The 13794-nt window shown below is 66.4% G+C and carries 13 protein-coding genes; 9 read left to right on the plus strand and 4 right to left on the minus strand.

All coding sequences use genetic code 11. The features are described 5' to 3' along the window. The first annotated feature begins 57 nt into the window (after positions 1-57). The 7 genes from ABDB87_RS00725 to panB all read left to right on the plus strand — a co-directional run bounded on the left by ABDB87_RS00725 (position 58) and on the right by panB (position 6021). On the plus strand, positions 58-441 hold the full coding sequence (locus tag ABDB87_RS00725) for a DUF6394 family protein (protein WP_345923170.1): 384 nt from the start codon (positions 58-60) through the stop codon (positions 439-441). A 10-nt stretch (positions 442-451) separates the two neighbouring features. Next, entirely contained in the window at positions 452-2170 is a 1719-nt protein-coding gene (locus ABDB87_RS00730; RefSeq protein ID WP_345923172.1) for an NAD-binding protein, read from the plus strand. Positions 2171-2249: 79 nt separating this feature from the next. Next, positions 2250-3596, plus strand: coding sequence for a polynucleotide adenylyltransferase PcnB (gene pcnB / locus ABDB87_RS00735; protein WP_345923174.1), 1347 nt, complete (start codon positions 2250-2252; stop codon positions 3594-3596). A gap of 3 nt (positions 3597-3599) precedes the next feature. Next, positions 3600-4091: a 2-amino-4-hydroxy-6-hydroxymethyldihydropteridine diphosphokinase gene (gene folK, locus ABDB87_RS00740; protein ID WP_345923175.1), complete on the plus strand. Its 492-nt coding sequence runs from the start codon at positions 3600-3602 to the stop codon at positions 4089-4091. An 8-nt stretch (positions 4092-4099) separates the two neighbouring features. Next, entirely contained in the window at positions 4100-4441 is a 342-nt protein-coding gene (locus ABDB87_RS00745) for a DMT family protein (protein WP_345923176.1), read from the plus strand. Between the two features lie 37 nt (positions 4442-4478). Beyond that, positions 4479-5114: a deoxynucleoside kinase gene (locus ABDB87_RS00750; protein ID WP_345923177.1), complete on the plus strand. Its 636-nt coding sequence runs from the start codon at positions 4479-4481 to the stop codon at positions 5112-5114. A gap of 91 nt (positions 5115-5205) precedes the next feature. Then, the gene (panB, locus tag ABDB87_RS00755; RefSeq protein ID WP_345923178.1) at positions 5206-6021 is read left to right on the plus strand and encodes a 3-methyl-2-oxobutanoate hydroxymethyltransferase; all 816 of its coding nucleotides are present in this window, start codon (positions 5206-5208) and stop codon (positions 6019-6021) included. Between the two features lie 30 nt (positions 6022-6051). Here panB and ABDB87_RS00760 read toward each other — a convergent pair whose 3' ends face one another. Next, positions 6052-7275 carry a hypothetical protein gene (locus ABDB87_RS00760; protein WP_345923179.1) on the minus strand — a complete coding sequence of 408 codons (1224 nt, stop codon included), beginning with the start codon at positions 7273-7275 and terminating at the stop codon, positions 6052-6054. A gap of 15 nt (positions 7276-7290) precedes the next feature. Further along, positions 7291-8544, minus strand: a complete 1254-nt coding sequence (locus ABDB87_RS00765) for an ankyrin repeat domain-containing protein (RefSeq protein ID WP_345923180.1) — start codon at positions 8542-8544, stop codon at positions 7291-7293. Positions 8545-8790: 246 nt separating this feature from the next. Between ABDB87_RS00765 and pgi the strand changes: the two genes are divergently transcribed. Both pgi and ABDB87_RS00775 read left to right on the plus strand, forming a co-directional pair. Further along, a complete protein-coding gene (pgi, locus tag ABDB87_RS00770; protein ID WP_345923182.1) occupies positions 8791-10413 on the plus strand; it encodes a glucose-6-phosphate isomerase in 1623 nt (540 codons plus the stop codon). Continuing rightward, the gene (locus tag ABDB87_RS00775; RefSeq protein ID WP_345923184.1) at positions 10410-10994 is read left to right on the plus strand and encodes a hypothetical protein; all 585 of its coding nucleotides are present in this window, start codon (positions 10410-10412) and stop codon (positions 10992-10994) included. Before pgi ends, ABDB87_RS00775 begins: the two co-directional genes overlap by 4 nt. A gap of 6 nt (positions 10995-11000) precedes the next feature. On the opposite strand, the gene ABDB87_RS00780 is transcribed toward ABDB87_RS00775, so the two are convergent. Next, positions 11001-12437, minus strand: coding sequence for a tetratricopeptide repeat protein (locus ABDB87_RS00780; RefSeq protein ID WP_345923185.1), 1437 nt, complete (start codon positions 12435-12437; stop codon positions 11001-11003). A gap of 173 nt (positions 12438-12610) precedes the next feature. Continuing rightward, positions 12611-13693: a 3-deoxy-7-phosphoheptulonate synthase AroG gene (gene aroG / locus ABDB87_RS00785; RefSeq protein ID WP_345923187.1), complete on the minus strand. Its 1083-nt coding sequence runs from the start codon at positions 13691-13693 to the stop codon at positions 12611-12613. Positions 13694-13794: the final 101 nt, after the last annotated feature.

The raw sequence follows: 13794 nt of genomic DNA on the forward strand, positions 1-13794 counted from the left end.
CCGTGCCGGGTCGCCCGCGCGGCCCGGCCCCAAAAAACCTGAAGGAGACACGCATCCATGAATCTCGAGAAGGTCATTTTCGGCTTCTTCATCATCCTGGCCTGCACGCTCAATTTCGGTTTCTTCATCGGTGACATCGACCGGCCCGAGCTGCATCACGCCAGTGAGCTGTTTGCCGCGATCGTGGTGAATCTGATCGCTACCGTACTGAAGTTCGGCGACCGCACCCAGATCGGCGCGACCCACCTCGCCACCAGTCTGGCAGCTCTGCTGCAACTGCTGGCCGCGAGCCTGTTCTGGATGTCTCACCTCTACATCGCGCAGAAACCGATGGATGGCGAGACGATCTCGATCGTGGTCTCGATTTCGGGCGGCGCGCTGCTCGCCAACCTGGTCTCGGTCATCCTGCTGATCGGCGAAACGCTCAAGCAGAGCCGCTGAGCCAACGCGGATGGGTGACATCCTCTTCCTTGCGCTGCGCCGGCTGCGCACGCCGCTGATCACGCTGATCCTCGTCTATGCGATTTCGGTAGGCGGGCTGGTGCTGATGCCGGGGCTGGATGAACACGGCCAGCCTGCCTCGCTCGGCTTCTTCCACGCCTTCTATGTCATCAGCTACACCGCGACCACGATCGGTTTCGGGGAGCTGCCGGGCAGCTTCACCGATGCCCAGCGCGCCTGGGTCACGCTCTCGATCTACCTCTCGGTCACCGGCTGGGCCTATGCGGTCGGCAGCATCTTCGCGCTGGTCCAGGAGCCGGTGTTCCGCAACGCCGTGGCGCGCAGCACCTTCGCAGCGCGGGTACGCCGGCTGGAGGAGCCCTTCTGCGTCATCGCCGGTTACGGCCAGAGCGGCACCGCGCTTGCCCACGCGCTGGATGAAATCGGCATCCGCAGCGTGATCCTGGAAAGCCGGCCGGAGCGCGCCGCGCGCCCGGATGTGGAAATCTATCGCGACCCGCCCTGCTGCCTCGCCGCCGACGCCCGCTGGCCCGACCTGCTGATCGACGCCGGCGTGCGCCACCCGCGCTGCCGGGCGCTGATCGTGCTTGTCTCCGACGATGAAGCGGCGCAAGCGATTGCCATCGGTGCCGCGGCATTGAATCCGGCGCTGCCCATCCTTGCCCGCGTGCACAGCACGCTGGCCGCCGGCAACCTGGAAGGTTTTGCCAACATCACGGCCATCGATCCCTTCGCGACCTTCGCGACCAATCTGGAGCTCGCACTGGCCGCGCCGGCCGTCCTGTGGGTCGAGGAATGGCTCACCAGCGTGCCGGAGAGCGTCTGCCCCATCCCGCCGCAGATCCCACGCGGGCACTGGCTGATCCTGGGCTACGGTCGCTTCGGTCGCTCGGTGGCCCGCGCACTCGAACTCACCGGCTCCACCTGGACCGCTGTGGACGCAAACCCCGCGCTGCCCGACGAAGACAATCTCCAGCACAGCGACAACTCGGTCGAAAGCCTGGCCAGCGCGGGCATCGAGCGCGCAGTCGGCATCGTGGCCTGCACCGACCGCGATGCAATGAACCTGGCGCTGGTGACGCGTGCGCGCAAACTCAAGCCGGGCCTGCATGTGATCATCCGCCAGAATCATGTGGCCGAGCGCAGCCTGATCGAAGCGGCCCGTGCCAACCTCTGCTTCGTGAAATCCGAGCTGATGGTGCGCGAATGCCTGCAGTTGCTCGTCGCCCCGCTGCTCAACCGCTTCCTGATGCAGGTTCGTGCCCATGGCGTGAAACTCGCCGAGCAGATCGCGGTGCGCCTCCTGACCGAACTCGAAGAGCGCGTGCCCTACATCTGGGTGTTCGAGTGTGACGACCGGCAGCCCGGCCTGCGCGACGTGCTGCGCGGCCACACCGAAGCGCCGCTGCAGCTGGGCGAGCTGATGATCAGCCCGCTTGATCCGACCCGGCCGCTGGCCGCCGTACCGCTCTTCCTGCTGCGGACAGGGGATGACGGCGAACGGGAATACATGTTGCCCTCCACCGGCATGCCCCTGCAGAACGGTGACCGCATCCTGTTTGCCGGACGCGAGGGGGTCGAACGTCTGCAGGGGCATTTCAACCTTGATCCGAGTCCGCTTGAATACGTGCGCAGCGGTGTCGAACCTGCCCGCAGCTGGATCTTCCGCAAGCTCGCGGCGCGCCGCCGCGCGCAGGCCGCCAGATAATGCTGCGTTGCCACGTGATAGCGGTATACTCGCGGCTCTCCAAGTTCGCCTGACCGGACAATCGTCCTCAAGCCCAAGCATGATCAGAAAACTGCTGCGCAGGGTATTCAAGTTCAGTCCATCACGGCCAAGGGCCGAGGCAGCAGAGATTCCGCTCGAACTGCATGGCATCCGCCGCGAAATGGTCTCACCCGCTGCCCGCAAGGTGTGCAGCGTGCTGCAGGAAGCCGGTTTCAAGGCCTATGTGGTGGGGGGCGCCGTGCGCGACCTGATCGCCCGCATCGACCCCAAGGATTTCGACGTCGCGACCAACGCCACGCCGGAAGATGTGCGCCATCTGTTCCGCCGCTCCCGCATCATCGGCCGCCGCTTCCGCATCGTGCATGTGATGAGCGGGCCGGAAACCATCGAGGTTTCGACCTTCCGCGCGCTGCACGACGACAACACCGAAACCGACGAGCACGGTCGCGTGCTGCAGGACAACGTCTGGGGCACCATCGAGGACGACGCCGCCCGGCGCGATTTCACGGTCAATGCGCTCTACTACGACCCGACCACCGAGGTCGTACTCGACTTCCATCACGGCGTCATGGACCTGAAGCAGAAGACCATGCGCGTGATCGGCGACCCCGCCACCCGCTACCGTGAAGATCCGGTCCGCATGCTGCGTGCGGTGCGCCTCGCGGCCAAGCTGGACCTGATCCTTGATCCGGAAGCACGCAAGCCGATCCGCGAAATGTGCGAGCTGCTGGCCAATGTGCCGGCTGCCCGCCTCTTCGACGAGATCATCAAGCTGCTCTCCTCCGGTTACTCGGTGGTGAGCCTCAAGCGACTGCGCGACGAGGGCCTGCACCACGGCCTGCTGCCGCTGCTCGACTCGATCCTGGCCCAGCCGATGGGTGAGCGTTTCATCTGGCTGGCGCTTGAAAACACCGATGCCCGCGTGCGCGCCGGCAAGCCGATTTCACCCGGCTTCATGTTTGCCACCCTGCTCTGGCATGAAGTGCTGGCCAACTGGAATGCGCGCAAGGAAGCCGGCGAGCACGCCCAGCCGGCACTGTTTGACGCCATGGACGAAGTGCTGGCTTCGCAAGCCGAAAAACTCGCCATTACCCGCCGCATTGCGGCAGACATCACCGAAATCTGGGCCCTGCAGCCACGCTTCGAAAAGCGCTCCGGCAAAGCGCCTTTCCGCCTGCTCGAGCAGCCGCGCTTCCGTGCGGGCTACGACTTCCTCCGGCTGCGTGCCGAGTCTGGCGAGCTCGACATGGAGCTGCCCGACTGGTGGGATGCCTTCGCCTCAGCCGACACGCCGGAACGCGAAGCTCTGCTCATTTCAGGCAAGAAAGACGCCACGACACGCAAGCGCCGGCCGCGCCGCCGCAAACCTGCCGGAAGCGCTCCCGAAACCCCCGCTGGAGACTGAGCTGTGGCCGTTCTTGCCTGGATCGGACTGGGCGCCAATCTCGGCGACCCGGTCAAAACCCTCAATGAGGCGTTCGAAGCCATCACGGCGCTGCCGGGCTGCAAGCTGATCGCGCGCTCCAGTCTTTACCGCACCGCGCCCCAGGGGCCGGATGTCGATGGCCAGCCGGATTACGTCAACGCGGTCGCTGCGGTCGACACCAAGCTGGCCGCGCCCGAGCTGCTCGAAGCCCTGTTCGGCATCGAGCAGCGGTTCGGCCGCCAGCGCAGCAAGCGCAATGCCGCACGCACGCTGGATCTCGATCTGCTGCTCTACTCGCACGAAGTGCTCGACATGCCCGGCCTGCATGTGCCGCACCCGCGCATGCATGAGCGTGCCTTCGTGTTGATTCCGCTCTCCGAGCTGGCACCGGAAGCACACATCCCGGGGCGCGGGCCGGTCATGGAACTGCTCGACGCCCTGCCCGACCAGCGCATCGAGCGCATCCGCGACTGATTTCCGCCATGCCGATCTGGGTCCAGACTGCCGGCCTGCTCATCGCCTCGAACGTCTTCATGACGTTTGCCTGGTACGGCCACCTCAAGCACCTGGGCAGCAAGCCCTGGTTCGTCGCAGCGCTGATTGCCTGGAGCATCGCGCTGTTCGAATACCTGCTGCAGGTCCCCGCCAACCGGATCGGTGCGCAGGCCCTCACGCTCGGTCAGCTCAAGATCATGCAGGAAGTGATCACCCTGGCCGTTTTCATCCCCTTTTCGGTCTGGTACATGAACCAGCCGCTCAAGCTTGATTACCTGTGGGCCGGACTCTGTCTGGCCGGCGCGGTGTATTTCATCTTCCGCAGCTGAGCACGGCCACCCCTCACGCTTCCGGAGAGTCTGGAACATGATCGAGAAAGCGCAGTACATCGTCGTCGAAGGGCCGATCGGTGCCGGCAAGACCAGCCTGGCCCGACGGCTCGCCGAGCGTCTCGAGGCCCGGCCGGTCCTCGAGCAACCCGAGCTCAACCCCTTCCTGTCCCGCTTCTATGCCGAACGCGAGCGTTGGGCGCTGGCCACTCAGATCGAGTTTCTGTTCCAGCGCGCCGGCCTGCTGCAGGAGGCCGGCAGCCTGCTCGAAAGCGGCCAGCGCGTGGTCAGCGACTTCCTGCTCGAGAAGGATCCGCTCTTCGCCTCGATGAATCTTTCCGAAGATGAAACCCGGCTCTACGAAAAGCTCTTCACGCAATTGCGGCCGACACCTCGTGCACCGGACCTGGTCATCTACCTGCAGGCTCAGCCCGAGACGCTGATCGAGCGCGTGCGCCGGCGCGGCATGGACGCCGAACGCCGCATCACCGAAAGCTATCTCGCCACCGTTTCCGAGCGCTATGCGCGCTTCTTTCATGATTTCACCGCTGCACCGCTGTTCGTGATCAATGCCGAAGTCCTCAATCCGGTCGAGGAAGAGGACGACTTCGAGCTGATCCTCCAGCGCCTGCAGGCCATGCGCGGTTATCGCGAATATTTCAGCTACGCCTGACCGCTGCGGCAGCACTAGGGAACCCCGCGACCGCCGGATTGTCCCTGCAAGACCTGCCCCGGTCACCGATCTCCGCTTCCAGGATTCCGACATGAGCTACCTCGAAAACAGCAAACCCGTCACCCTCACCGAACTGGCCCGGATGCGCGCCGCCGGAGAGAAGATCGCCATGCTGACCGCCTACGACGCCAGCTTTGCCACACTCTGCGAACGCAACGGCGTCGATGTGCTGCTGGTGGGCGATTCGCTGGGCAACGTGGTGCAGGGACAGAAAACCACGCTGCCGGTCACCGTCGAGCAGATGGTCTATCACACTGAATGCGTGGCGCGCGGCAGCCAGCGGGCCTGGATCATTGCCGACCTCCCCTTCGCAAGCTACCAGGAAAGCCGCGAACAGGCCCTGCGCAACGCCGCGCGCCTGATGGCGGCGGGCGCCCAGATGGTCAAGATCGAAGGCGGCGCCTGGCTGGCCGATACCGTCCGCTTCCTGGTCGAGCGGGGCGTGCCGGTCTGCGCACACATCGGCCTCACGCCGCAATCGGTGCACCAGCTGGGCGGCTATCGCGTCCAGGGGCGCAGTGAAGAAGGGGCGGCCCAGCTCAAGGCCGATGCGCTGGCCCTCGAAGCGGCCGGCGCGGCCATGATCGTGATGGAGATGGTGCCGGCCACCGTGGCCGCCGGCATCACCGCCTCGCTGCGCAGCATGGCGACCATCGGCATCGGCGCCGGCAAGGATTGCGACGGCCAGGTGCTGGTGCTTCATGACCTGCTGGGTGTTTTCCCCGGCAGGAAAGCCCGCTTCGTGAAGAACTTCATGCAGGGCGCGGCGAGCATCGACGAAGCGGTGGCCGCCTATGCTGCCGCGGTGAAGGACGGCAGCTTCCCGGCACCCGAGCACTGTTACTGAGGCGGGTCGGCGCAAAACCGCGCCGAGCACTCAGGACCACTGGCTGCGCACATACTCGGCCATCCGCTTCAGGCGCAGGGCATCGAAGCTGCCGTCGGACTCGTCCCGCGTCACAACCAGGTTGAAGCCCGTCTCGAAACCGCGCGCGGCAAACCAGCCCTGCCGCGCCTGCCAGCGCTCGCGTGCTTCCGGATTGTCGAGCACCGGCAGATGCTCCCAGAACATCGCCTCCTTGCGGCTGTTTCGGATCGTGAAGGCCGGCTCGCGCTCCTCGGAGTGATCGACGCCCGCAATCGGCTCGCGATAGGAAAAATCAAGCCCCAGCTCGTCGAGCAGGCGTGCAATCTCCAGCTCGGCCTGGCTGCAGACAAGAGCTCCCGTCGCTCGTGGCGAGGGGGTTTCCGCAGCTGTGCCGGCATCTGTCTCCGCCGCTTCCGTGGCCTCCGGCTTCGTCCCGGCGGCGACTGCAGGCGGCGTGGGCTCGACCTGGCTCAAGCGCTTGAGTTCGGCTTCGGTGCGCTGAATATCGCGCTCGATGCCGGCTTCGATGGAACGCAGCCGGTCTTCGCCACGCGCTTCGGCGTCTTCCACCGCTCTGTAGAGCCGGTACAGCCCCGATTCGCGCAGGCTCGCACTCGCCTGGGAGATCTCGGCGATCTGCTCGCGTATCCGTGACATCAGCCGGATGGTACGGATCAGGCGGGTGGCGGCATCCTCGTCGCCCGGCTGGCTGCGCATCTGGTATTCGTCGATCAGGGTCTGGATGGTGTGAACATGCCCATCGCGATAGGCGACATTCACCCGCGCCATGATTTCGTCACGCAGGCTGCGGTCCGCTTCGTCGCCGGCACGATCCGGGTGCACGATGCGCGCCGCCATGCGGTAGTACTTGCGCAGCTCGTCACTCGGCGAAAAATCCTCCTGCCCCGGATCGGCCTCGATTTCGCGGGCGGCTTCCGCACTGGCTCGCGCCTGGCTGGATGTGGCCTGCACGGCCGCCCGGCGCATCGCGTCCTGCGGCGCATTGCGGGCGCGCAGCACCGCCACCTCGGCACGCAGGGCGTCAAGCCGGGCGTAGAGCCCGCCCACACGCCGCCAGTAACGCAACTTGAACGCCGCCAGGGCGTTCTGAAGGGTCACATACTCGGTCTGGACTTCCGCATAGCGCTCTTCGAGCGCTTCAAGCTGCGCGAGCTTGGTTTCCAGCTCCAGCGCTTCGGGCGCAGGTTTGCTGCTGTTGAGCCACTTGAACATGTCGGCCCGCTCTCCTCATGGATTCTGCCTGGCCCGGTAGGCCCGGGCGAGATAAGGCCGGTTTTCAGGCCCCAGCACTTCGGACAACCAGTCACTGAGTGTCAGCAGGCTGCGCTGGCCGAGCGGAAATTCGGACAGCAGATGATCGAGGAAAGCACGCATCTCGGCGTACTGCCCCGGCAGCCAGCTGAAGTACTGATCATCCAGATAGCTGAATACGGCTTCGGGCGCCTCACCTTTAGCGGCGCGGCCGAGCATGGCAAGCAATCCGGGGTCTTCGCTGCGCTCGGCCATCCGGATGGCATCCTCGCCACTGGCTGCCTCGATCCGGAGCGGGTCGGCACCATAGCAGAGCAGCATGGCAACCGCCGCCTGGTGGCCGTTGAGCGCGGCATAGTGCAAGGGGCTCAGCCGGGTCACCGCATTGCCCACGGTGCAGTGCTCGCAGGCATCCGGATCCGCACCCGCGGCGAGCAGCACTTCCAGCGCAGCCACCGAGCCACGTGCGGCGGCGTAATGCAGGGCGCTGCGTGCATCAACGCCACTCAGGTCACGCTGCGCGCCACTCTTCAGCAACAGGCTCACGAGCTCGGCCTGATTGTTGAGCGCAGCCAGATGCAGCGGTGTGTTGAATGCGTAGTCGGCCAGTTGATCGTCATAGGATTGCGCGCTGGCCAGGGCGTCGACATCGGCGCCCGACGCAATCAGCGCATCTGCCAGGCCTTCCATGCCGAGCGCCGCCGCGAAGTGCAGCGGCGTCTCGCGCCCGGCGGGCAATGCAGCGCAGACATCGGCGCCGCCTTCCATGAGCGCCAGAGCCAGCTGCGAGCGGCCGGCCTCGCAGGCCAGCAGCAAGGGGCTTGCACCCGGATCGAAACGCCCGGCGGTGCCGCTCAGCAAACGCCCGCTGGGCGAATCAACCGGTGCGCCCTGCTCCAGCAGCACACGGATCACGGCCGGCGTGCCATGACAGGCTGCTTCATGAAGAAGCTGGCGCCCGTCCTGCACACTGCGGTATTCGACCAGTTCCGGCTGATCCCGCAAGCATGACGCAAGCGCGACAGCTTCCCCCGCCGCGATCAAGCGGCAGGCTTCGGCATATTCCTCCGCCAGGTCGCCCGACAGGCGCTCGCGCCAGAGCATCGCCAGCCCGCGTGCAACAAACCCGGCCTCATCCTGCATGAGCAGCGCCACCTGGCGCTCCGCAGGCAGGGCCAGCGCCGAAGCAGGCGGTGAGACGGCAGCAATCGTCTGGCTTGGTGGATTCATCCGGCAACAGGATTCAGGTAACAGTCGGAGCACATCATACTGACAGCGCAAGCGTCGCGCACCGGCGGCTTTCGGGGGGCGCAATGCCCCTCCGGGCCGGAAGCCGGCTTATCATCGAGGAAACTTTTCCGGCAGGAAGCGGCCTGACATGCTTTCCGGCATGCGAATTGCTGGCGTGACAGCCATATTGGCGGCGCGCCACCCGCTGCGGCCGGCACAGACGAAAACCATAAGAGCGAGACCATCATGAATCCGAGCCTTACCACCGCCTGGCAACAACTGGGCGACCATGCCCAGTCCCTGGCCCCCCGCCACATGCGTGACCTCTTCGCGGCCGACCCTGCCCGTGCGGCCCACTTCAGTCTCCAGGCCTGCGGCATCCTGCTCGACTACTCGAAAAACCGCATCACCGACGACACCGTGCGGCACCTGCTCTCGCTCGCGGACGAATGCGACCTGCGCAGCCACATCCTCGCCATGTTCGAAGGTGAAGCGATCAACAACACCGAGCACCGCGCCGTGCTGCACACCGCGCTGCGCGCTCGGGGCGATGCGCACACCTTCGTGAATGGCGAAAACGTGATTCCGGCCATCCGCGAAGTCCGTGAGCGCTGCGCCGCCTTTGCCGAGCGCGTGCGCAGCGGCGAGTGGAAAGGCTTTTCGGGCGAATCCATCACCGATGTGGTGAACATCGGCATCGGCGGCTCGGACCTTGGCCCGCTGATGGTCTGCGAAGCCCTCAAGCCCTACGCCGATGGCCCACGCGTGCATTTCGTCTCCAACGTCGACAGCCTGCACCTGGGTCAGACCCTGGCCGGTCTGAACCCGGCCCGCACGCTGTTCGTGGTCGCGTCGAAAACCTTCACCACGCTCGAAACGCTGACCAACGCCCGCAGTGCCCGCAGCTGGCTGGTAGCTGCCGGTGGCGAAAACGCGGTCGCGCGGCATTTCGTGGCCGTATCGACCAACGCCGAAAAGGTCTCCGCCTTCGGCATCGACACCGCCAACATGTTCGGCTTCTGGGACTGGGTAGGCGGTCGCTACTCGCTCTGGAGCGCCATCGGCCTGCCGATCGCACTGAGCGTGGGGCCGCAGCGTTTCGAGGAACTGCTCGCCGGCGCGGCCGAGATGGATCAGCACTTCCGCACCGCACCGCTGGCCGAAAACCTGCCGGTGCTGCTCGCGCTGCTGGGCATCTGGTATGTCGATTTCATGGGCTGCGGCTCCCAGGTGGTTGCGCCCTACAACCAGACCCTGCACCGCCTGCCCGCCTTTCTGCAGCAGCTCGACATGGAATCGAATGGCAAACGTGTGCGTGCCGATGGAGAGCCGGTGGAATACGCCACCGGGCCCGTCATCTGGGGCGAACCGGGCACCAATGGCCAGCACGCGTTCTTCCAGCTGCTGCACCAGGGCACGGCCACGATTCCGGTCGACTTCATCCTCGCGCTCTCCCAGCCGGGCCAGGTCGAGCCGCACCGGACCAGCCAGATCGCGAACTGCCTCGCCCAGTCTGCCGCGCTGATGCAGGGCAAGACGGAAGGTGAAGTCCGCGCCGAGATGAGCGCACGCGGCGCCAGCGAGGCCGAGATCGAGGCGCTGCTGCCGCACCGCGTCTTCCCGGGGAACAGGCCCAGCAACACCCTGCTGCTCGACGAACTCTCGCCCCGCATCCTTGGCGCCCTGCTCGCGCTCTATGAGCACAAGGTCTTCGTGCAGGGCTCGATCTGGGGGCTGAACTCCTTCGACCAGTGGGGCGTGGAGCTGGGCAAGCAACTGGCCAGCGGACTCGAAAAGCGCCTGCAGGGCGAAACCGGGCCGGCCTATGACGGCTCGACCGAAGCCTTGCTCAAGTACATCGCGCAATGAGACCTGGCGGTCAGGACAGCGCTGACAGCGGCCGGTTGCTCGCCATCGGACTCGCTTTCGCACTGCCACTGGCCGCCTGGATCGGACTCGAATACGGTCGGGAGCCCGATCCTTCGGCACAACCGGTCCGCCCGGTGATCGCTGCCGAGCCGGCGCCAAGCCCGGAGTCCAAGCTCACCGCTGACCAGCCGCCCCTCATGGCAGACCTGGGCAAGGGCCGTCTGTTCAGATGCGAGCGAGACGGCCGAACGGTCTATACCGACCACCCCGACGAACACTGTGCGGACGCCCGGGCCCGCCCGCTCGAAGGCCCGCCGCCAACCGCCGGACTGAGTCCTGACCGACCCTTCCAGACGCAGCTGGCGGAACTCGAGGCTCGCCGGCCTCCGCCGCCGGATCGCGCGGCCTTCACCGCACCGGAGCGCCCCGAGACCGGCAGACCGGATCGCTGTGCGTTCAATGCGCGCGAGCAGGACAGGGTGAAATCAGCGCTGCGCCAGCCTCATGAGGCCGCAAGCGGTGACGCGCTCAACCGGCAGCTCAGACAGCTCACCGACGAAGCCTTCCGCCTGCGCTGCTGAGCCCCCTCAACTCGACAGCCACGCGGCCAGATCCGCCGTCAGCGCGGCCACGGCAGGCGCCCAGTCAGCACCCGGCTGCTGCCGGTAGAGCGTGGCATGACGCGGGTACCAGGGCGTCGAACGCGCGCCCGGCGTGCCCCAGCGCCAGTCCGCGCCCGCGCCGAGCAGGATCAGCGTCGGCCGGCCCAGGCCCGCCGCGAGATGCGCCACCGAGGTATCGATCGTGATGACCCGATCCATCAGCGCGATCTGCGCAGCGGTATCGGCAAAATCGGCGATCGCTGCCGAATGATCCGCCAGCGTGCCATGCCGGCGCAGCTCGGCAAGATCCTGCGCGGCCGCCTCCTTGCCGACGAAGAAGAAGTCGCAGGGCAGCGCCATCAGCGGCGCCAGCGCCGCCGCGGGCAGGGAACGACCGCGGCCGGTACGGTTCTGCAGATTGCCCTGCCACATGAGCCCGATGCGCGGGCGCGTGGCGGGGCCCAGTCTTGCCTGCCAGAGGGCGAGGCTCGCCTCCGGAACGGCCAGATAGGCCTCGGCGGCGGGAATGCTGTCTGCTCGTGTGGCACAGAGACCCGCCACGCTCATGAGCGGACATTGCCAGTCATGGCGCGGGGGGAGCACCGCGCTGGAGACCACCTCGACGCGCGGGTCCATCCGCTGCAGCAGACGCAGCAGCGGAGGCTGCACCTGCAGGATCACCCGCCAGCCCCGCCCCGCCAGCACACTGGCATAACGGCAGAACTGCAGCGTGTCCCCCAGCCCCTGCTCGGCCCACAGCAGCAGATTTTCGCCGGCAGCGAGCGGCTGACCCTGCCAGCGGGGCGCCGTTCCGTGATAGCCGGCACGCACCGGATCCGTCGTGCGCCAGCGCCATTCGAAACCGCGCCAGCCCGCTTCGTAGCGCCCCTCGGTCAGATCCACCCCGGCCAGATTCCAATGGGCATCGGCGCAGTCCGGATCGATCCGCAGCGCCGTGTGATGAGCCGCCGCCGCTTCGGGCAGACGCTCCAGCATGCGCAGCGCGGTACCGCGTGCGGTATGCCAGGCGGCGTCCTCCGGCTCGAGCCGGACGGCTTCATCAAACGCCGCCAGCGCCTCTGCCGTCTGGCCGCTCTCGATCAGGATGTTGCCGAGATTGCCGAAAGCCGCTGCGCTGGCTTCCAGCGCCAGACTGCGGCGGATGGCCTCCAGTGCCGGCCCGGAGCGGTCCGCGCGGTAGTGGCACAGCGCCAGATTCATCCATGCCTGCGCATGCGCCGGGTTGGCCGCCAGCACCTGCTCGCAGCAGGGCACGGCCGCGTCGATCTTGCCCGCCTCGATCAGCACGCCTGCCAGGTTGACGAGCAAGGACTCCCGCCCGGGCGCGAGCATCAGCGCGGACCTCAGACGGGTCTCGGCCAGTTCGAGCTGGCCCGCGGCCTGCGCCTCGAGCGCTTCCATGAAAAGGTTCCGGGCTTGCTGCAGGGCATCCATGGCGATGAGATCGTCTGAAAGAAAATGGGGACTGCAGGATTGTCCGCCGCCGGCAGCCGCCGGGGCAAGCGGGCCGCCGCCATGAAAAAAGGCGGCCGCGCCCTCACGCGAACCGCCTTGCTTCCGGACTGCTGCAGACCTTATTCGGCGGTGGCGCGAACCACCCTGCGCTGACGCACGCCTTCGGCGAGCACGTCGAGCATGCGCACGGAGTCTTCCCAGCCCAGGCAGGCGTCTGTCACGCTCTTGCCATACTCGAGCGCCTTGCCCGGCACCAGATCCTGCCGGCCCGCGACCAGGTGGGATTCGCACATGATGCCGAAGATGCGGCTGTCCCCCGCGGCGAGCTGGGCGGCAACGTCCTCGGCAACGACCATCTGGCGCTCGTACTTCTTGCTGCTGTTGGCATGCGAGAAATCAACCATCACGCGGGCCGCCACGCCATTCGCGGCGAGCTCGTTGCAGGCCTTGTCGACACTGGCCGCGTCGTAGTTGGGCTCCTTGCCGCCACGCAGGATCAGGTGGCAATCCTCGTTGCCGCCGGTCGACACGATGGCGGAATGGCCAGCCTTGGTCACCGAGAGGAAATGATGGGGCGCGGCTGCGGCCTTGATCGCATCGATGGCGATCTTCACATTGCCATCCGTGCCGTTCTTGAAGCCGACAGGAGAAGACAGGCCCGACGCCAGCTCACGATGCACCTGGGATTCGGTCGTGCGCGCGCCGATGGCGCCCCAGGCGATCAGATCCGCAATGTATTGCGGCGTGATCATGTCGAGGAACTCGGTGGCAGCCGGCAGCCCGAGCTCGTTCACTTCCCACAGCAGCTTGCGCGCAATGCGCAGGCCATCATTGATGCGGAAGCTGTTGTCCATGCCAGGGTCATTGATCAGCCCCTTCCAGCCTACCGTGGTGCGCGGCTTCTCGAAATAGACGCGCATCACCACCAGCAGGTCATCCTTGAGGCGTGCGGCCTGTTCCTTCAGGCGCGCGGCATATTCGAGCGCGGCGGCGGTGTCGTGGATCGAACAGGGGCCGATGATGGCGAGCAGGCGGTCGTCCGCGCCGCAGAGGATGCGGTGGATGGCCTGACGCGCCTCGAATGCGCAACGGGCCGCCTTGTCGGTCGCGGGGAATTCGCGCAGCACATGCGCCGGGGGGACGAGCTCCTTGATTTCACGGATGCGGACGTCGTCGATATGCAGCAGGTTGGAAGCACTCATGATCTGGGGTCGGACTACAGACGAGGCGCCATTCTAGCCCGGATCAGTCTGCCAGACCCGGGCAATGCGGCTATCGGGCCGATCAGCGCCTGCCCGGCCCC

The sequence above is a fragment of the Uliginosibacterium paludis genome, assembly GCF_039631355.1.
GTDB lineage: Bacteria > Pseudomonadota > Gammaproteobacteria > Burkholderiales > Rhodocyclaceae > Uliginosibacterium > Uliginosibacterium paludis.